At 64.0% G+C, this 19764-nt stretch carries 18 protein-coding genes; 6 read left to right on the top strand and 12 right to left on the bottom strand.

Annotation, left to right across the window (positions count from 1 at the left end; all coding sequences use genetic code 11):
• Positions 1-74: 74 nt before the first annotated feature.
• Genes BLP76_RS09055 through BLP76_RS09075 form a run of 5 tightly spaced genes read right to left on the bottom strand, consistent with a single transcriptional unit; the run spans position 75 to position 3805 of the window.
• The gene (locus tag BLP76_RS09055; RefSeq protein WP_092811791.1) at positions 75-386 is read right to left on the bottom strand and encodes an HPr family phosphocarrier protein; all 312 of its coding nucleotides are present in this window, start codon (positions 384-386) and stop codon (positions 75-77) included.
• Positions 383-784 (bottom strand): PTS sugar transporter subunit IIA, encoded by a 402-nt coding sequence (locus BLP76_RS09060; protein ID WP_092811793.1) that lies wholly within the window; start codon positions 782-784, stop codon positions 383-385. Before BLP76_RS09060 ends, BLP76_RS09055 begins: the two co-directional genes overlap by 4 nt.
• Positions 785-838: 54 nt before the next feature.
• On the bottom strand, positions 839-1285 hold the full coding sequence (locus BLP76_RS09065; RefSeq protein ID WP_092811795.1) for an HPr kinase/phosphorylase: 447 nt from the start codon (positions 1283-1285) through the stop codon (positions 839-841).
• A gap of 7 nt (positions 1286-1292) precedes the next feature.
• Positions 1293-3089 carry a sensor histidine kinase gene (locus BLP76_RS09070; protein WP_092811797.1) on the bottom strand — a complete coding sequence of 599 codons (1797 nt, stop codon included), beginning with the start codon at positions 3087-3089 and terminating at the stop codon, positions 1293-1295.
• Positions 3090-3103: 14 nt separating this feature from the next.
• Positions 3104-3805 carry a response regulator transcription factor gene (locus tag BLP76_RS09075; protein WP_092811799.1) on the bottom strand — a complete coding sequence of 234 codons (702 nt, stop codon included), beginning with the start codon at positions 3803-3805 and terminating at the stop codon, positions 3104-3106.
• A 292-nt stretch (positions 3806-4097) separates the two neighbouring features.
• Between BLP76_RS09075 and BLP76_RS09080 the strand changes: the two genes are divergently transcribed.
• Together BLP76_RS09080 and BLP76_RS09085 are read left to right on the top strand one after the other, a co-directional pair.
• The gene (locus BLP76_RS09080; protein WP_092811802.1) at positions 4098-5711 is read left to right on the top strand and encodes a phosphoenolpyruvate carboxykinase; all 1614 of its coding nucleotides are present in this window, start codon (positions 4098-4100) and stop codon (positions 5709-5711) included.
• A 140-nt stretch (positions 5712-5851) separates the two neighbouring features.
• Positions 5852-7324 carry a gamma-glutamyltransferase gene (locus BLP76_RS09085; RefSeq protein ID WP_092811804.1) on the top strand — a complete coding sequence of 491 codons (1473 nt, stop codon included), beginning with the start codon at positions 5852-5854 and terminating at the stop codon, positions 7322-7324.
• Between the two features lie 4 nt (positions 7325-7328).
• Here BLP76_RS09085 and trmB read toward each other — a convergent pair whose 3' ends face one another.
• From trmB to rph, 6 genes are all read right to left on the bottom strand, one after another.
• Positions 7329-8087, bottom strand: a complete 759-nt coding sequence (gene trmB / locus BLP76_RS09090; RefSeq protein WP_092811806.1) for a tRNA (guanine(46)-N(7))-methyltransferase TrmB — start codon at positions 8085-8087, stop codon at positions 7329-7331.
• Complete coding sequence (gene metK / locus BLP76_RS09095) at positions 8029-9198, bottom strand: methionine adenosyltransferase (protein ID WP_092811808.1); 1170 nt, start codon at positions 9196-9198, stop codon at positions 8029-8031. Before metK ends, trmB begins: the two co-directional genes overlap by 59 nt.
• Before the next feature lie 153 nt (positions 9199-9351).
• A complete protein-coding gene (locus tag BLP76_RS09100) occupies positions 9352-11508 on the bottom strand; it encodes a transglycosylase domain-containing protein (RefSeq protein ID WP_092811810.1) in 2157 nt (718 codons plus the stop codon).
• An 86-nt stretch (positions 11509-11594) separates the two neighbouring features.
• Entirely contained in the window at positions 11595-12752 is a 1158-nt protein-coding gene (gene hemW, locus BLP76_RS09105) for a radical SAM family heme chaperone HemW (protein WP_092811812.1), read from the bottom strand.
• Positions 12753-12758: 6 nt separating this feature from the next.
• Complete coding sequence (gene rdgB / locus BLP76_RS09110; protein ID WP_092811814.1) at positions 12759-13409, bottom strand: RdgB/HAM1 family non-canonical purine NTP pyrophosphatase; 651 nt, start codon at positions 13407-13409, stop codon at positions 12759-12761.
• Positions 13409-14122: a ribonuclease PH gene (gene rph / locus BLP76_RS09115; RefSeq protein WP_092812117.1), complete on the bottom strand. Its 714-nt coding sequence runs from the start codon at positions 14120-14122 to the stop codon at positions 13409-13411. The genes rdgB and rph overlap by 1 nt, the downstream gene beginning before the upstream one ends.
• Before the next feature lie 130 nt (positions 14123-14252).
• Between rph and hrcA the strand changes: the two genes are divergently transcribed.
• From hrcA to pyrE, 3 genes are all read left to right on the top strand, one after another.
• A complete protein-coding gene (gene hrcA / locus BLP76_RS09120) occupies positions 14253-15314 on the top strand; it encodes a heat-inducible transcriptional repressor HrcA (protein ID WP_092811816.1) in 1062 nt (353 codons plus the stop codon).
• A gap of 107 nt (positions 15315-15421) precedes the next feature.
• Positions 15422-16105: a nucleotide exchange factor GrpE gene (grpE, locus tag BLP76_RS09125; RefSeq protein WP_092811818.1), complete on the top strand. Its 684-nt coding sequence runs from the start codon at positions 15422-15424 to the stop codon at positions 16103-16105.
• Positions 16106-16294: 189 nt separating this feature from the next.
• The gene (pyrE, locus tag BLP76_RS09130; RefSeq protein WP_092811820.1) at positions 16295-16858 is read left to right on the top strand and encodes an orotate phosphoribosyltransferase; all 564 of its coding nucleotides are present in this window, start codon (positions 16295-16297) and stop codon (positions 16856-16858) included.
• Positions 16859-16876: 18 nt separating this feature from the next.
• On the opposite strand, the gene BLP76_RS09135 is transcribed toward pyrE, so the two are convergent.
• Positions 16877-17488 (bottom strand): alpha-ketoglutarate-dependent dioxygenase AlkB family protein, encoded by a 612-nt coding sequence (locus BLP76_RS09135; protein ID WP_200170501.1) that lies wholly within the window; start codon positions 17486-17488, stop codon positions 16877-16879.
• 291 nt (positions 17489-17779) lie between these two features.
• Between BLP76_RS09135 and dnaK the strand changes: the two genes are divergently transcribed.
• Positions 17780-19717 carry a molecular chaperone DnaK gene (gene dnaK / locus BLP76_RS09140; RefSeq protein WP_092811824.1) on the top strand — a complete coding sequence of 646 codons (1938 nt, stop codon included), beginning with the start codon at positions 17780-17782 and terminating at the stop codon, positions 19715-19717.
• Positions 19718-19764 lie beyond the last annotated feature (47 nt).

Genomic DNA, 19764 nt, shown 5'->3' on the forward strand with positions numbered 1-19764 from the left:
ATCTTGCGTCCCCCGCTCGAACGGCTGCGGAAGCGTTTCCTGAGATTACGGATGGACGGCCGGCACTTCCAGCCTCAGTCGCGTGGCTCGCGGGTCACATCTTCGCCGAACCCGCCTTCGACGAGGGCGGCGAGCGCCTCAAGTGCTGCATCCGCGTCCGGCCCGACGGCGGCGATATCGATGAAGCAACCAGGGGCTGCGGCGAGCGTCATCAGACCCATGATCGAGGTACCGCCCACGCTTTGCCCGTCCTTGATCACCACCACCTCTGCATCGAAACAGCTTGCGAGCTTCACGAACTTTGCCGAAGCACGTGCGTGAAGGCCCCGCTTGTTGCAGATGGTGAGGCGCCGCAAAGGCAGGCTACCCAGGGCGATCGTGGTCATTTGGCCGATAAGATCCGACTGGCGACGTTGATATATTTCCGCCCGGCATCTTGCGCCGCGACCGTCGCCTCGTCGAGCTCCGCATCGCCGCGGATGCTTGCGAGTTTGATCAGCATCGGCAGGTTGACGCCGGCCACGACCTCGATGCGGCCAGGTTCCATCACCGAAATCGCAAGGTTCGAAGGGGTGCCACCGAACATATCGGTCAACAGGATCACGCCATCGCCGGCGTCGACCTCCTGCACCGCCTGAACGATGTCCTGGCGTCGATCCTCCATATCGTCGTCGGGACCGATGGAGATCGTCGCGCAGCCCTGCTGAGGCCCCACCACATGTTCCAAAGCAGCGCGAAATTCAGAAGCGAGCTGACCGTGGGTGACGAGGACTAATCCGATCATACGGGGTTTGCCGATCCATTGTGCAAGGGTTGTCATCTTGGCCACAAAAATGCGTCACCTTGCAAGTCCCTCGCTCGCCTGAAGGGCTGCGGCGAGGGCCGTTCGGACGAGCAGCAGCGTCGCAGGGCTCCGTGCCGGAGCCGGTTGGCGCGGCAGGCGTATCCCGGCGATCTCCGTCATGAGCTCCTCGGCATCCGGCAGGCGTTCGAGGGCCGCCTCAGGGACGAGGTCGATGACGAGGTGAATCACCGCTGCCTTCTCATGAGGCAGCCGCACCAGCCCACGGCCCCGCAGCTCTATCAGCCCCTCGGTCGCTGCCGGCGGCGTGGCGACGAGGCGATCGTGGCAGGCGGTCAAATCGCAGTAATCGTCGGCAACGAGGCGCCCACCCTCCGCAAGGATCGACCAGGCGAGCATGGATTTGCCGCTCCCTGACGCGCCGCGAATGAGAATCCCGGCCCCTTGCCAGAGAACGGAGCTTGCGTGCAGCCGCAGCGACATGGATCCCTCAATCGGCTGCGGGCAGGACGACCGTGAAGCGTGCGCCCGCGATGGAGCCGCCCGGATTGCGCCGATTTTCCGCGGTGATGGTGCCACGGTGCGCAACCACGATCTGCCGCGAAATCGCAAGGCCGAGACCGGAATTGTTGCCGAAAGCCTCCTTCTCGGGGCGGTCGGTGTAAAAGCGCTCGAAAATGCGCTCGAAATTGTCTTCCGGGATGCCGCGGCCGTCATCGTCGACCACGACGACGATCCGCCCGGGCACGCGTTCGGCCACGACCCGCACCACACCCTCGTCGGGAGAGAAGGACAGAGCGTTGTCGATCAGGTTGTTGAACACCTGACCAAGACGGCTGTCATGGCCGAGGACATAGAAGGCGTCCTTGCCGAACTTTCCGGACTTGAGGCTCAGGGTGAGCTGGCTCGGATCGGTGGTGCGCACTTCGCGCGCGACACTCACCACCGCCTCGAGAAGGCGGGCGATATCCACCGGCTCCGTGTCCTCGCGTGCCAGTTCGGCATCGAGCCGGGAGGCATCGGAGATGTCGCTGATCAGCCGGTCGAGACGACGAACGTCGTGCTTGATGACAGCAAGAAGCCGTTCGCGGTTTTCCTCGCTTCGCGCGATCGGCAGGGTTTCGACCGCACTCCTCAGCGAGGTCAGCGGATTCTTCAGTTCATGCGCGACGTCGGCGGCAAAGCGTTCGATCGCGTCCATGCGGCTGTAGAGGGCGTTGGTCATGTCGCGCAGCGAACGCGCCAGATGGCCGATCTCGTCCTTGCGCTCGCCGAAATCCGGGATCTGCATACGCGAGCGCACGCCGCGGCCGACCCTTTCCGCGGCCTGGGAGAGGCGGCTGATGGGACCTGCGATCGTGCTCGCGAGCAGGATCGACAAGAGAACGGTCGAACTCGCGGCGACCAGAAAGACCCGGAAGATGCCCATACGCTCGGCATGGACGATCGCATCGATGTCGCCCGATTCGGTCGACAAGAGCAGTGCACCGAGGACGGCCCGGAAGCGCTGCACGGGAACCGCGACCGAAACGATCAAGCCGCCGTCTTCTCCGACGCGCACGACGGACCCCGCCTGGCCTGAAAGGGCGTTGACCACTTCGGGATAGGCCCGGCCATCGCCGGCACCGACCTCGTGATATTTCGGCAGATCGCCGCGCCGCAGCCAGAGACGCAGCTTGTCCCAGGACTTTTCCCACCACGAGCGGGTTTCTTCCGGCGCGGGCAGATCGAAGCGCAGGATCTGGCCACGCGTATAGAGACCCTTGGAATCGACGATCAGATTGCCTTCCTGATCGTAAAGGCGGCCACGAATGCGCGTCGGCGTCATCAGCCGCTTCAACAGCGGCGCGACGCGCTCCGGATTGATCGGAAAATCGGCCGACGTCTCGCCGACATCGAAGGATGAGACGCTTTCGCCCGCCTGCAATTCCAGGAGCTTGTCCGGGTCGATGGTGATCGCGTCGGTTTCGACGGTCGCCTGTGCGGCGATCGCCGCGGCAATGATCTCACCCTGCGTTCTCAGGCTTTCGACGCGGGCATCGATCAGGCCGGCGCGAAACTGGTTGAGGTAAAGAACGGCAAGGACGAGCGCGATGAGGCCGGCGAGATTGAGGGTGACGATGCGGCGGCTGACGCTCGAAAAGCTCGCCTGGGCAAGGATCGACAGACCTCTGGCGAACGGCAAGACCAGGAGCCGCCGCCAGCGCCGGCGCGCCCGCAGCGGTTCATTTTGCCGCGGGGTCTCATCACGCCTGTGCGTCTCGCCTGGATGCGTCTCAGCCACCATGGGCTAAAGCGCTCTCATGTCTCGCGGAAGCGATATCCGACACCGTAGAGGGTCTCGATCATGTTGAACTCGTCATCGACGGCCTTGAACTTCTTGCGGAGCCGCTTGATGTGGCTGTCGATGGTGCGATCATCCACATAGACCTGATCATCATAGGCCGCATCCATCAGTGCGTTGCGGCTTTTGACCACGCCAGGGCGCTGGGCCAGCGCGAAGAGAATCAGAAATTCCGTGACGGTCAGGGTCACATTCTCGTTATTCCACGTGCAGGTGTGGCGCTCCTGATCCATGACAAGGGCGCCGCGCTCCAATGTCTTCGAGCTGTCGCCGGTGCGCGCGGGGCCCATTTCCTTCGGCTGAGCGCGGCGCAGGACGGCGCGCACCCGTTCAACCAAAAGGCGCTGCGAGAACGGTTTCTTGATGAAATCGTCGGCGCCCATCTTGAGGCCGAAGAGCTCGTCGATCTCTTCGTCCTTCGAGGTCAAAAAGATCACCGGCAGGTCGGTCTTCTGCCGCAGCTTGCGCAGGAGCTCCATGCCGTCCATGCGCGGCATCTTGATATCGAGGATGGCAAGGTCCGGCGGGGCCTGCGTGAGCCCGTCGAGCGCGGAGGCGCCGTCATTGAATGTCGTGACGCGATAGCCTTCCGATTCCAGCGTCATCGCCACGGAAGTCAGGATGTTGCGATCGTCATCCACGAGTGCGATGGTCGCCATGGGTGATGCTCCTACGGGTGGTTAGCGGCGACAAAGACTTCGCCTGCGCCGCTCTTGTGACAGAATGCGAACGAATTGTGGCAGGTTGCACAAAAAATGCCGTTGCGGAACATGAGAAATCTGTAAGGTTCCGTAACTTAAGGGATGCCTGCCATCGCAGAGGCACAACTGCGAATTAGGGATCAGAGTTGCAAATGTCGCTCTTGCGACTGCGCACGACACCCGTCTATGCAGAAACAGGGGTAGCCGGCTCCGGGGGGATGTCCGGCTCAAGAACATATAGGAGTGAGTGGTGGAGGAGAGTGGCAAGCGCAACCCCGCATGCGGGGTCGAAGCTGTTGGGCTTGATAGGGTCAAAAGGGTTTTCTGGAATCTTCCGCAGGCGGAGCTTGCCGAGCACGCCATCCGGCGGGGCGAGGCCCGCTTTTCTTCAGATGGCGCAGTCGTCGCCACGACGGGCAAGCACACCGGCCGGTCCCCCAAGGACAAATTCATCGTCCGCGACGAGAAGACGGAAAACACCATCTGGTGGGGCGGCAATGGCGCCATGGAGCCGGAGGCGTTCGAGCGTCTGCGCGAAGACTTTCTCGCCCACGCCGACGGCATGACGCTCTATGCGCAGGACATGTGCGGCGGCGCCGATCCGGTGCATCGCCTCAACGTCCGCGTCTACACCGAGCTCGCCTGGCATTCGCTGTTCATTCACAACCTTTTGCGCGTACCGGACGCAGAGGCCCGCGCCTCCTTCCTGCCGGAGTTCACGGTCATCGACCTGCCGAGCTTCAAGGCGGATCCCGAGCGGCATGGCTGCCGCACCGAAACGGTGATCGCCGTCAACTTCTCAAAGAAGCTCATCCTCATCGGCGGGTCCGCCTATGCCGGCGAGATCAAGAAGTCGGTCTTCACGCTTCTCAACTATCTCCTGCCGGAGAAGGGCGTGATGCCGATGCATTGCTCGGCCAACGAGGCGGAGAACGGCGACGTCGCCATCTTCTTCGGCCTGTCGGGCACCGGCAAGACGACCTTGTCGGCCGATCCTGAGCGCACGCTCATCGGCGACGACGAGCATGGCTGGAGCGAAAACGGCGTCTTCAATTTCGAAGGCGGCTGCTATGCGAAGACGATCCGGCTTTCCGCGGATCAGGAGCCGGAGATCTACGCCGCGTCCACGCGCTTCGGCACGGTTCTGGAAAACGTCGTCCTCGACGAGGACACGCGCAAACCCGATTTCGACGACGGATCGCTGACGGAAAACACCCGCTCGGCCTATCCGCTCGATTATATCGCCAATGCGAGCGACACGGGCATGGGCGGCCAGCCCAACCACATCGTCATGCTGACCTGCGACGCGTTCGGCGTTCTGCCGCCGATCTCCAAGCTCTCGGCCGAGCAGGCGATGGTGCATTTTCTGTCTGGCTATACCGCCAAGGTGGCGGGCACCGAACGTGGCGTGACGGAGCCGGAGGCGACTTTCTCGACCTGCTTCGGCGCGCCGTTCATGCCGCGCCTTCCCGCCGTCTATGGCGACCTTCTGCGCGAGCACATCAACAAGCACGCCGTCACCTGCTGGCTGGTCAACACCGGCTGGAGTGGTGGCCCCTATGGCGTCGGCAAGCGCATGCCGCTGAAGCTGACGCGACGCCTGCTGGAAGCCGCGCTCGAGGGCACGCTTGAGAAGGCGCCGATGGAGAAGGAGCCGGTCTTCGGCCTTGAAATCCCGACCGAGCTCGAAGGCGTCGATAGCAAGGTCCTGCATCCGCGCGAAACCTGGAGCGACAAGGCCGCCTACGACCGTCAGGCCGAGAAGCTCCTTGAGATGTTCTCCGAGAACTTCAAGCAGTTCGCTGGCGACGTCGATGCGGAAGTTCTCGCCGCCGCGCCGCGTCTGAAAGACGCCGCCGAATAGGCGACGCCATCATCTTTGTCGTCACGGCCGGCGTATCACAACGGTGCGCCGGCCGTTTTGTATCTGGCTTCGAGCCCGTTCGATTGATTTCGGGTAGCCAGTTCATCGTTTCGGTCTCACCTACGGCTTAGCGAGGCTTCATGGGCAAAGAGCAGGCAAAGGGTGCGGTCGCCTGCGGCCATCCGGAGACGGCCGCCGCGGCGATCGCCATCCTGTGCGAAGGCGGCAATGCGGTGGATGCCTGCATCGGAGCACTCCTGACCGCCTGCGTCACCGAGCCGATCCTTGCCGCGCCGGGTGGCGGCGGCTTTCTCATGGCCTATGACGGCGCGCAGCCGCATCTCTTCGACTTCTTCTGCGACGCGCCCCTTGCTTTGCCGCCTGACGGGGAGATCGACTTTTTCGAGATCCATGCCGATTTTGGCGAAACCACCCAATCCTTCCATATCGGCGCCGGCGCGGCGGCAACGCCCGGGTTCCTTGCCGGGATCGCAGCCGCCTCGGAAAAGCTCGGCCGCCTGCCGCTCAGCGATCTCGTGGAGCCCGCGATCGCAGTCGCCCGCAAGGGCGTGACGATCGAGCCGTTGCAGGCGCGCATGTTCGAGATCGTCGAACCGATCATCACGGCGGATACCGACGTACGCCGGCTCTTCGCGCCTTCGGGACGCCTCCTGCGCGCCGGAGATCTCTTCCGCAACGAGGCGCTCGCGGAGGCCTTCCAGGAAATCGGAGCCGGGCGCCTTGCCACGCTCGAGGCGGCGATGATCGAGCAATGTGCCACGCATGGCGGCCTCCTCGAAACCGCGGATTTCCGCCGCTACGAGGTGCAGGAGCGCGTTCCGCTTGCGCTTGCCCTCGGCGAAACCACGCTTTTCCTCAATCCGCCCCCGTCACTTGGAGGCGCCCTTTCGGCGATCGCGCTTCAGGCGCTCGTCCGGCTGACACGAAGCGACGGGCCCGCCAGGCTGACAGCTCTCAAGGAGATGGAGAAAGCCCGTCTTTCCGGCAATTTCGACACGCTTCTTGGAGACCGGGACGACGAAGACCCGGCAAGCCGCGTCGTCAGCCGCGGCACGACGCATGCGAGCGTCGTCGACCGCGCCGGCATGGCGGCGGCCGCCACCGTCTCCAACGGCGAGGGCAACGGGCGGATGGTGCCGGGAATGGGCTTCATGCTCAACAACATGCTGGGCGAGGAGGATCTCAATCCGAAAGGTTTCCACGCCTGCGAGGCAGGCATGCGCCTTGCCTCCATGATGGCGCCGACGCTGGCACTCGGCCCGGAGGGCGAGATCACCGCCTTCGGCACGGGAGGATCTTCGCGCATCCGCACGGCGATCTTCAACGTCGCCGCGAACCTCTTTCTGGAACATGCGGATGCGGGCACGGCCGTGTCGGCGCCGCGCCTGCATTTCGAGAACGGACAGCTCGATGTGGAAGCGGCCGGCGAGCGGGCCGATCTCGCACGGCTCCGAGACATCGAGCCGGAGCTCAGGGCCTGGCGCGAGCACTCGCTTTATTTCGGCGGCGTGCATGTTGCCGAAAGTGACGGACATGGCCGCTTTTCCGGCGCCGGCGATGCGCGTCGCGGCGGCGTCTTCGCCCGCGCCTGAGGCCTTAGCTTTTGAAGAAGGTCAGGTAGGCGGGCCGACGGCCTTCCCGCAACGCCTTCGCTTCGTAGCGCGTGCCCGGCCAGCCGGGATAGGGCTCGCGCCAGTCCGCCGCCGTCTCGGCCGGCCAGGCGAAGCCGCCATGGCGCAAGGCGCGGATCATCGTCCAATCGACATAAGAGGGAATGTCGCTTGCAAAGCGAAAGACCCCGCCCGGACGCAGCGCCCGATGAATGCGCGCAAGATTGTCGGCGTTGACGAAGCGGCGCTTCCAATGCCGCCGCTTCGGCCAGGGATCAGGATAGAAGAGATCGACGCGCGAAAGGCTTTGCGACGGCAGCCAATCGAGGAGATTGGCCGCATCGCCATCATAAAGACGGATGTTCGTCAGCTCTTCGCCCTTGATCGCAGCGACGGCCTTCGCCATGCCGTTCACGAAAGGCTCGACACCGAAAAAGCCGCAAGACGGCGTCTTGCGAGCTTCGTGGATCAGATGCTCGCCGCCGCCGAAGCCGATCTCCAGGCGCAGATCCTCGACGTCAGCCGCAAAAAGCCCCGACAGATTGCCGGGCGCCGGCTCGCTCAGATCGAGCGCGAGCTGCGGCAGAAGGCGCTCCATGAGCGCCTCGCGATGGGCAGTGAGCCTCTTTCCCTTGCGGCGCCCGTGAAGCGAGCTTGTGGTCGGCCGGTCCGCGGCCGACCCATTCTCAGAGCGCGTCGCGGATGCTGTCGGCGAGATCGGTCTTTTCCCAAGAGAAGCCGCCATCGGCCTCCGGCGCCCGGCCGAAATGACCATAGGCCGCCGTGCGGGCGTAGATGGGGCGGTTGAGCTGCAGGTGCTGGCGGATACCGCGCGGCGAGAGATCCATCACCTTATTGATCGCACGTTCAATGTCGGAGGAACGTACGTTCTTCGCCGTGCCGTGCGTATCGACATAGATCGAAAGAGGCTTGGCAACGCCGATCGCATAAGAGACCTGGATGGTGCAGCGTTCGGCGAGATCGGCCGCGACGATGTTCTTGGCGAGATAACGCGCCGCATAAGCCGCCGAGCGATCGACCTTGGTCGGATCCTTGCCGGAGAAGGCACCACCGCCATGGGGCGCCGCACCGCCATAGGTGTCGACGATGATCTTGCGTCCGGTCAGGCCACAATCGCCGTCCGGGCCGCCCACCTCGAACTTGCCTGTCGGATTGACGTGCCAGGTGGTCTCGTCGTTGATCCAGCCTTCCGGAAGCGCCTCGTAGACGAAGGGCTCGACGATCTTGCGCACATCCGCGGAGGTCAGGCCTTTGGCATGCTGCGTCGACACCACGATCGAATGCACGCCGACCGGCACGCCGTTTTCGTAGCGCACCGTCACCTGCGATTTGGAATCCGGCATCAATTCCGGCGCACGGCCGGCATGACGCGCTCCTGCCATCAGATGGAGAATCTTGTGCGCATAGAGGATCGGCGCCGGCATGAGCTCCGGCGTCTCGCGGCAGGCGAAGCCGAACATGATGCCCTGGTCGCCGGCGCCTTCTTCCTTCGCCTCGCCCGCATCGACGCCCTGGGCAATGTCGGGAGATTGTTCATGAAGAAGCACATCGACCTGGCAATTCTGCCAGTGGAAGCCTTCCTGGTGGTAGCCGATGTCGCGGATCGCCTCGCGGGCGCATTGTTCGACGACGGCCGCATCGACTTCGGGAGAGCCGCGCACCTCACCGGCGATCAGGACACGATTGGTCGTCGCCAGCGTCTCGCAGGCCACACGGGCCTCGGGAAACTTCGCCAGATGGGCATCGACCACGCAGTCCGAAATGCGGTCGCATACCTTGTCGGGATGGCCCTCAGACACCGACTCGCTGGTAAACAAGAAATGTTCTCGGGGCACGCACACGCCTCCTTTGAATATGGGAGAGCTACCCGAAGGCTGATCCGCACGGGCAGGAAGGTCGTTTGGTGGGTCTTGCCCGGGAGGGACGTCGCCGTCAAGGTCGCTTTGCATGCGCGAGGCGCGCCTGTTGTCGCGATGACATAAATCCTTCTAATTGCCGAAGATACGGCCGAAGAATCCGCCAATGCCTCCCTCGCCGCCATTGCCGCGCTGGGGCCGCGACGGACCGGCATGCGTGCGGTCGCTGTCGCGGTTGAGGATCCAATCGCGGTATTGCGCATCGCCGCCGGGTCCCGCGGCCGATGGCTGTCCCGTCCCGGGGTTTTGTGCGATCGCAGGGCTGTAGAGCCCCTCGCCCGGCAGAGCTTCCACCGCAACGCCGCGATGCGCCGCCTTCATGAAATCTGCCCAGATCATCGACGGCAGATTGCCGCCCGAAGCCTTCTTGGTTGGCGAATTGTCATCATTGCCGACCCAGACGCCCGCCGTCAGATTGGCCGTGTAACCGACGAACCAGGCGTCGCGCCAATCCTGGCTGGTGCCGGTTTTGCCACCGGCAGGCCAGCCAGGAATCTGGGCCTTACGCCCGGTTCCGATCTCCAGCGTCGCCTTCATCATCTCGTTCATCATGGCGACGATCTGCAGATCCACGACGCGTCCGAGCCCCGGGCTGGAACGCTGGAAGAGCGTCTTGCCGTCATCGGTGACGACACGCTCGATCGCGTGCGGGAGGACAGCGAAACCGCCATTGGCAAGTGGCGCATAAGCACCCGTGAGCTCCAACAGGCTCACTTCCGAGGTTCCGAGTGCGATCGTGGCGTTGGCCTTGAGGTCGGAGCTGATGCCCATGCGGTGGGCGGTCGCGACGACGTTTTTCGGCCCGACCTCCGCGGCGAGCTGCGCGGCCACGGTGTTCAGCGAGCGGGCAAGCGCCGTCTTCAGCGTCACCGGCCCTTCGTACTTGTTGGAATAATTGTGCGGCTCCCAATTGCCGATCCGCACCGGCTTGTCGACGCGCACCGTCTCCGGCCTGAGACCCTGTTCGAGAGCCGTCAGATAGACGAAGGGTTTGAAGGAGGAGCCGGGCTGGCGCTTCGCCTGAACCGCGCGGTTGAACTGGCTCTTGGCATAGGATCGCCCGCCGACCATGGCGCGGATCGCACCGGTTCCGTCGAGCGCCACCAGAGCGCCCTGATGCACGCCGTATTTGTCGCCGTTCGCCTTCAGGCCTTCGACAAGCGCCGATTCTGCCTCGCGCTCCAGCGACAGATCGATGGTGGTGTAGACCGTAACGTCTTCGTCGACCGCGCCGACATACGAGGGCAGCCGATCCATGACGAAATCGGCGACGTAATTTTCCGCGTGAACACGATGACGCGAGGCGATGCGCGGCGGATTATCCTTGGCGTGCTTTGCCTGCGCGGCCGTGACAAAGCCTTCGCGCACCATCGCATCGAGCACGAGACGGGAGCGCGCCTCGGCCGCATCGAAATTGCGATCTGGCTGATAATGCGACGGCGCCTTGACGAGACCCGCCAGCATGGCCGCTTCCGCCAGGTTGAGATCGCTTGAATCCTTGGCGAAGAAGCGATGGGCCGCAGCATCGACGCCATAGGCGCCACCGCCGAAATAGACCCGGTTCAGGTACATCTCCAGGATTTCGCCCTTGGAGTATTTGTGCTCCAGCCAGAGCGCCAGAAGCATTTCCTGGATCTTTCGCCGGATCGAGCGCTCCGGCGTCAGGAACATGTTCTTGGCGAGCTGCTGGGTGAGCGTCGAGCCGCCCTGCACGACACCGCCGGAGACGAGATTGCGTACGACGGCGCGGGAAAGACCGATCGGATCGACGCCGAAATGCTGGCGGAAACGATGGTCCTCGATGGCGATGACCGCCTCGGGCACATAATCGGGAAGTTCGGCGAGCCTGACCGCCTGGCCGCCCGTGTCGCCACGATTGCCGATCAGGGCCCCATCGACAGCGAGGATGCGCACATTGGGCGGCCGCTCCGGCACCCGCCATTCCGACGTCGGCGGCATCTGGACGCCGTACCAGGCAATGATGCCGACGACGGCGATCAGGCCCCACACGGCCAGAACAGAACCCCAGTAGAACGTGCGCCGCAGAAATCCGCCGCCGGATCCGCGCGCCTTTTTTCTGCGTGGCGCGGAGGCGCGGCTCTTCGCCGTCTTGGCTTTCGGCTTGCGCTGCGACGTCCCGCCGGCCGGCCGGTCGCGCGCCTCGACGCGGATGCCGCCGCTCTCGCCGAGCCGCGGCTCGACGCGCTGCTTTGCCTTCCGCCCCGCCATCAGATGTCCTGCACTGCCATAATGGTCCGGTGTAACGCTAAAAGCGGCAATTTAAGGCCGGGTTAACCACCATCTTAAGGCTCTCGTCACGCAGCAAGATCGGCAACGACGGCATCGAGGACGACGAGGCCGGCAGGCGTCGCACGCAGGCGGCCGTCCGGTTCGAGCTGCATCATGCCGTGTTCCACGAGGTCTTGGATCCGGCTTTCCTGCAGCGGGCGGCCGGCAAGCGCCTGATAACGGGCAAGATCGATGCCCTCGACGAGACGCAGACCCATCACGAGGAGCTCGTCGGCCTCCTCCTCGACGCTGAGAAGACGATCCTCAATGAGGCCGTTGCCCGCTTCTTCGACGCGGTTGCGCCATGTCTCGGGATGCGCCTCCGCCACGGTCGCGAAACGCCCGCCCTCGCCGCGCACGCGGCCGTGGGCGCCCGGGCCGACGCCGACCCATTCGCCATAGCGCCAGTAGGTGAGGTTGTGACGGCTTTCCGCCCCAGGCTGCGCATGGTTGGAGATTTCATAGGCCGGGAGGCCGGCGGCATTCGCCATCTCCTGCGTCAGCTCGTAGAAATCGGCCGATGCGTCGGGATCCGGCAAAATGAGCTTGCCGGCCCGGTGGAGAGCCGCAAAGGGCGTGCCGGGTTCGATCGTCAGCTGATAGAGGGACAGATGATCCGCTGCAAAGCCGATGGCCTCGCCGAGCTCGCGCCGCCAATCCTCGAGCGACTGGTTCGAGCGCGCATAGATGAGATCGAAGGACAGGCGCGGAAAGATCTCGCGGGCGAGTTCCACGGCCGTGAGCGCCTCGGCGCGGTTGTGCAGCCGGCCGAGCGCCTTCAGCGAGGCGTCGTCGAGGGCCTGCACCCCGAGCGAAACCCGGTTCACCCCCTCTTTGCGATAGGCGCGGAAACGCTCCGCTTCGACGCTCGATGGATTGGCTTCGAGGGTGATTTCCGCGGTTTCCGCCACCGGCCAGTTCGCGGCAACCGCCTCTAAAAGAGCGGCGACCGTGGCCGGCTCCATCAACGACGGCGTGCCACCGCCGAAGAAAATGCTCGTCACTTGCCGCCCGCGCGTGCGTTCGGCAAAAAAGCCGAGCTCGCGCCGGAAAGCCGAAACGAAGGCCCCCTGATCCACTTTCTGATGCCGCACATGCGAGTTGAAGTCGCAATATGGGCATTTGGCCGCGCAGAAGGGCCAATGCAGATAGATGCCGAATTGCGTCTCCGCGGCCGGGATCATGCGGCATCAATCTCCGTTGAGACCGAGGCAGGCGACGGCGAACGCTTCGAAGGCTCGCGCCCGATGCGACAGCGGATTGCGTTCACCGGGCTTCCAGCCGTGTTTTTCTTCCGCACTCATCTCGCCGAAGGTGCGCTGATGGCCTTCGGGCTTGAACATCGGATCGTAACCGAAGCCGTGTTCGCCGCGCGGCGGCCAAACCAGCGTGCCCTCCACTTTTCCTTCAAAGCTCTCCACCACCCCGTCGGGCAAAGCGAGCGCCAGGACACAGACAAAGGCACCGCCGCGGGCCTCGGGCGTGACCGCCCCCTGCATCTGAAGCTTTTCTTCGATGTTGCGCATCGCCTGGGCAAAGTCCTTGTCCGGCCCCGCCCAGCGGGCCGAATAGATGCCGGGATCGCCGTTCAGAGCGTCGACCGTGAGGCCGGAATCATCGGCAAGAGCTGGAAGACCCGCGGCTTCGCAAGCCGTGCGGGCTTTCAAAATCGCGTTCTCGGCGAACGTCGAGCCGGTCTCCTCCGGCTCGATCAGTCCGAGATCGGCCGCGGAATGAACCGTGAAGCCGAACGGATCGAGAAGCGCACGGATCTCGGCCACCTTGCCGGGATTGTGGCTCGCAACGACCAGGGGTCCGGGCTCCAAGGCCAGTTTCAGCATCACTCGACCGCCATTTTCTGGAGATCGACGAGACGGCCGGTACCCTTGCGCGCCAGGCCCATGAGAGCGAGGAGCTCTTCTTCGCTGAAAGGCTTGCCCTCCGCCGTCGCCTGCACTTCGACGAGATTGCCGCTGCCGGTGATGACGAAGTTTGCGTCCGTTTCCGCGTCGGAATCTTCCGCATAATCGAGATCAAGCACCGGCTCCCCGCGATAGATACCGCAAGAGATCGCCGCCACATGGTCGGTGAGAACGGGAGCCTTGACGATGTCGCGGGCGCGCATCCATTCGAGCGCGTCGTGCAGCGCCACCCAGGCGCCGGTGATCGCCGCGGTGCGGGTTCCCCCATCGGCCTGGATGACGTCGCAATCGACCGTAATCTGGCGCTCGCCGAGAGCCTTCAGATCGACGACCGCGCGCAATGAGCGGCCGATCAGGCGCTGGATTTCCATGGTGCGGCCGCCCTGCTTGCCCTGGCTTGCCTCGCGGCGCATGCGATCGCCGGTCGAACGCGGCAGCATGCCATATTCGGCCGTCACCCAGCCGCGGCCACCGCCGCGCAGCCACGGCGGCACCTGCTCAGCAACACTTGCCAGACACATCACCTGCGTGTCGCCGAAGCGAACGAGGCACGATCCTTCCGCATATTTCGAAACCCGGCGCTCAAGCGAGACGGCGCGCATCTCCTCGGCGGCCCGTCGCGATGGGCGCATGAAATCCTCCTTCAAGAATGTCCGCCCTGTTACGCATTCCATCCGCCCACGGCAAGGCGAGTGCCTTGCGTGAAGGCCGCGGCGAAGCAATATGAGGCATCAAAGGTGCCCCGGCACCGGGGAACGTCCCATGATGAAATCGGAAATGCTGACAGCTTTGGACGACCGTTCGCGGGAGATCTTTCGACGCATCGTCGAGAGTTACCTGGAACGCGGCGAGCCGGTCGGCTCGCGCAACATCAGCCGCCTTCTGTCGACGGCCTTGTCACCGGCTTCGGTGCGCAATGTCATGTCGGACCTGGAATCCATGGGCCTCGTCTTTGCGCCGCATACGAGCGCCGGACGCATGCCCACGGAAATGGGCCTCAGGTTCTTCATCGATTCGTTTCTGGAGGTCGGCGGTCTCAGCGACGGCGAGCGGCAGGCGATCGAAAAGCAGGTGCGCACCGGCGACGGCGAGAAGAGCGTCGAATCGCTGCTGACGGAGGCGAGCCAGACCTTGTCGGGCTTGTCGGAAGGCGCCGGCGTGGTGGTTGCCGCCAAACAGGATCTGCGGCTCAAACACATCGAATTCGTGCGCATCGAGCAGGACCGGGCGCTCGTCGTGCTGGTTGCCGATGACGGCACGGTGGAAAACCGCGTCGTCACCGTGCCGCGCGGCCTGCCGACCTCGGCTTTGACGGAAGCCTCCAACTATCTCAACGCCCATATCCGCGGCCGTACGCTGGCGGAAGCGCGCGCCGAGCTCGAGCGCAAGCGCGAAGAGCGCCGACAGGCCATCGACGCCTTGTCGGAGACGATTATTTCGGAGGGGCTGGCGCAATGGTCGGGGCCGGCACAGGAGCCGGCCACCCTCATCGTGCGCGGCCGATCCAAGCTTCTGACGGATCTCAGGGCGATCGAGGATCTGGAGCGCATCCGTATCCTCTTCGACGATCTTGAGACCAAAACGGACATCATCCAGCTCCTCAACCTGACGGAAGAAGGCGAAGGGGTGCGCATTTTCATCGGCTCGGAGAATAAATTGTTTTCGCTCTCCGGCTCGTCGCTCGTCGTGGCGCCTTTTCGCGACAGCGGAGAACGCGTCGTGGGGGTGCTCGGCGTGATCGGCCCGACGCGACTGAACTATGCTCGCGTCATCCCCGTGGTCGATTACACGGCACAGCTGATGACGCAGCTCATTCGCCGCTGAGAATGTGTGATTAGACACCGGTTGCGGGCCTGCGGGTTGATTTTCCCCGTGCGAGCCCTGATATGCCGCTCGACTTGAGATCACCTACGAGAGATCGAAGCTTCGCGATGGATACCGAAAAGCGTAACACCGAAACCAACGAAGCGCCGAGACAGGACAACGAGCCGCCGCTTGGCGCTGGCGCCGAATATGCAGCGGACGCAGCAGAGGCCGCAGAGGCAGACGCCGCCGCGCAGGCCGCCGAGGACGCCGCCGCACAGGAGAGTGTGGAAGAGCTGATCGCCCGGCTGGAGGCGGAGAAGTCCGACCTCACGGACCGGCTTTTGCGGGCTGCCGCCGAGGCCGAGAATCTTCGCCGCCGCGCTGCCCGCGACGTGCAGGATGCGCGTCGCTATGCCATGACCAAATTTGCGACCGACATGCTGCAAGTCGGCGACAATCTGCGCCGCGCGCTGGGTGCCGTCGACGAAAAAGCCTGGGGCACGGAAGATCCGGAGCTGAAGGCCCTGCTTGAAGGCGTGCAGATGACGGCACGCGAGCTCGAGCGCATTCTGGAGCGCCACGAGGTCGTGATGATCCCGGCGATGGGCGAGCGGTTCGATCCGCATCGCCATCAGGCGATGTTCGAGGTCCCGGACCCGAGCGTGCCGGCCGGCACCATCGTGCAGGTCGCCCAGGATGGCTACATGATCGGCGACCGGGTTCTGCGCGCGGCCCTCGTCGGCGTCGCCAAGGGCGGCCCGACCCCGGACAAGGCGGCCAATCAGGCGCCGAAGCCGGAGGCGCAATAAGCGCTATTCCAGCCGAATTTGACCAATGCGCCTCCTCGCAAGAGGGGGCGTTTTTCTTTGGGAAGCGCCGGGCGGCGTGAGCCGCGCGCGGGAGCGTCGCCTGCCGAAAGGCCTGCACAAATCTGCGACCGGCTCTCTGGAGACTTGACCCGTCGCCGGCTTTCCTGCCTTTCGGGAGGCGGAGGCGACATGGACGATCAAGCAGCACTTTTTTCCATCATCAAGGAACGTTCCTTCCGCCAGGGCGGCGAGTTCACGCTCGTCTCGGGGCGCAAGAGCACGATCTATTTCAACCTGAAACCGACGATGCTCGACCCTGAAGGCGCACGCCTCATCGGTGCGGCCGTCGCGGCAAAAGCGCACGAATTGAAGCTCGCTTATGTCGGCGGGCTCGCCATGGGCGCCGTGCCGCTCGTCTCGGCGACGGCAGCGATGAGCGCGGTTGCCGGCACGCCGGTGAAGGCGATCTTCGTGCGCAAGGAAGCGAAGGGCCACGGCACGCAGAGCCAGATCGAAGGGCTCGCAGAAGGCGAGAGCCTCGCCGGCCAGTCTCTTCTCGTCGTCGAGGACGTCACCACCACCGGCGGATCGGCCATGCAGGCGATTTCGATCTTGCGGGAGGCCGGTGCCCAGGTGGAGCATGTGTTGACGCTCGTCGATCGGCAGGAAGGTGCGGAAGACGCCTTCCGTCAGGCCGGCATCACGCTTCACGCTCTCTTCCGCAAAAGCGATTTCGGCAAGGACCTGGCCTAAGCCCCGGCGCGAGCGAGCCTAGTCCTCCTTCGTCACCCGCCGCAGCGTCAGATTGATCCGCCCGCCCTTCGGCAACAGCGTCGAGGTGCCGGCGATGATCCGGTCGACACCGTGGAAGGCGAGACGCGCCTTCCCGCCGAGCACGAGCGCATCGCCCGATTTCAGGCGCAGCGAGCGGGTCGGATCTTTGCGGCTCTCTCCGCCGATGCGAAACACCGCCTCGTCGCCGAGCGACAGCGACACGACGGGTGCTGCGAGATCTTCCTCGTCGCGGTCCTGATGCAGGCCCATGCGCGTGCCGGATGCATAGAAATTGATGAGACAGGCTTCCGGCGGCTTCGAATAGCCGCCGAGTTGCGTCCAGGCGGCGAGAACAACCTCCGGAATCGGCGGCCATGGGCGGCCGGTCTCCGGATGGGTCGGCTGGTAGCGATAGCCGGCGCGATCGGACACCCAGCCGAGTTTTCCGCAATTCGTCATCCGCACCGAGAAGGGCTTGCCGGAGCGCGGCATGACGGGCGTGTAAAACGGCGCCTCTTGCAGGAGGGCGCGGAGCTCTTCGACGAGCTGCTCCTGCGCGCTCCGGTCCAGGAAACCCGGCGCCAGCTTGAAGCCATCAAGACCGTTCATGTCCATTTTCCAGCTCAAACTTTATGTGTTTTCAGACGCTTGCCCGCAGGCACGAGGAGCTGCGGCGACGGCATCACCAATATCTCGGTCGGGCGCCCGGCTTGCGCAACCTCAGGTCCCTTCTTACTTGCGGCTCCGAAACCCCCTTCTTATATGACCGTCAACGCGCGGCGGAGAGCCAGCGCGAAAGGTTTTTTCGAACGTCAGACCATGGGGGCTGGTGAAGGCGTTTTGCCTTGTGCGGATGCCAGAAGGGGTCCGGCCGGCCTGCCGACAAAGGAGTGATTGAACATGGCGAAAGTCATCGGCATTGACCTCGGCACGACGAATTCGTGCATCGCCGTCATGGACGGCAAGAATCCCAAAGTCATTGAGAATTCCGAGGGCGCGCGCACTACGCCGTCCATGGTGGCTTTCACGGAGGAAGACGAGCGCCTCGTTGGCCAGCCTGCGAAGCGGCAGGCCGTCACCAACCCGCAGCGCACCGTCTTTGCCGTCAAGCGCCTGATCGGCCGGCGTTTCGACGATCCGACGGTTGCCAAGGATCAGAAGCTCGTTCCCTACAAGATCGTGCGCGCCGACAATGGCGATGCATGGGTCGAGGCGAACAGCGAGAAATACTCGCCCTCGCAGATCTCCGCGATGATCCTGCAGAAGATGCGCGAAACGGCGGAAAGCTATCTCGGCGAGAAGGTCGAAAAGGCGGTCATCACCGTTCCGGCCTACTTCAACGACGCGCAGCGCCAGGCGACCAAGGACGCCGGCAAGATCGCGGGTCTGGAAGTTCTGCGCATCATCAACGAGCCGACCGCGGCCGCCCTCGCCTACGGCCTCGACAAGAACGACGGCAAGACCATCGCCGTCTATGACCTCGGCGGCGGCACCTTCGATATCTCGGTGCTGGAAATCGGCGACGGCGTGTTTGAGGTGAAGTCGACGAACGGCGATACCTTCCTCGGCGGCGAGGATTTCGACATGCGCCTCGTCGATTATCTTGCCGACGAGTTCAAGAAAGAGCAGGGCATCGACCTCAGGAACGATCCGCTCGCATTGCAGCGCCTCAAGGAAGCCGCGGAGAAGGCCAAAATCGAGCTGTCCTCCTCGCAGCAGACCGAGGTGAACCTGCCCTACATCACCGCCGATTCGTCGGGCCCGAAGCATCTCACCATGAAACTCTCGCGCGCCAAGTTCGAGAGCCTGGTGGATGACCTCGTGCAGCGCACGGTCGATCCGGTGAAGGCGGCGCTCAAGGATGCCGGCATCGCGGCCGGCGACATCGACGAGGTGGTGCTCGTCGGTGGCATGACGCGCATGCCGAAGGTCCAGGAAGTGGTGAAGAACCTCTTCGGCAAGGAGCCGCACAAGGGCGTCAACCCGGACGAGGTCGTCGCCATGGGTGCGGCCATTCAGGCCGGCGTGCTGCAGGGCGAAGTGAAGGATGTTCTGCTTCTCGACGTGACGCCTCTGTCGCTCGGCATCGAGACGCTGGGCGGCGTGTTCACGCGCCTCATCGACCGCAACACGACGATCCCGACCAAGAAGAGCCAGGTCTTCTCCACGGCCGAAGACAACCAGAACGCCGTGACGATCCGGGTCTTCCAGGGCGAGCGCGAGATGGCGGCCGACAACAAGATCCTCGGCCAGTTCAATCTCGAAGGCATTCCGCCCGCACCACGCGGCATGCCGCAGATCGAGGTCACCTTCGACATCGACGCCAACGGCATCGTCAATGTCTCGGCGCACGACAAGGGCACCGGCAAGGAGCAGAAAATCACCATTCAGGCCTCGGGCGGTCTTTCCGACGAGGACATCGACAAGATGGTGAAGGAAGCGGAAGCCAACGCCGACGCCGACAAGAAGCGGCGTGAGGTGGTGGAGGCCAAGAACCAGGCCGAAGCGCTCATCCACGGCACCGAAAAGTCGCTGTCTGAGCACGGCGACAAGGTTGACGGCGAAACCAAGCAGGCGATCGAAACCGCGCTTGCCGAGTTGAAGGAAGCCGCCAAGGGTGACGACAAGGCCGATATCGAGGCGAAGTCGCAGGCCCTTGCAATGGCCTCGATGAAGCTCGGCGAGGCCGTCTACAAGGCGCAGGAAGAATCCGGTGCCGAAGGCGGTGCGGAAGGCGGTGCGGAAGCCGACGGCGAAGCCTCCGGCAACAAGGACGAGGATGTGGTCGACGCGGATTTCGAGGAAATCCAGGACGACGACCAGAAAAAGTCCGCGTAACGCCAATGATCGAGAGCCCGAGGCATCGCCTCGGGCTCGTCATTTTC

It is taken from the genome of Afifella marina DSM 2698 (assembly GCF_900102695.1).
In the GTDB taxonomy this organism is placed as follows: Bacteria; Pseudomonadota; Alphaproteobacteria; order Rhizobiales; family Afifellaceae; genus Afifella; species Afifella marina.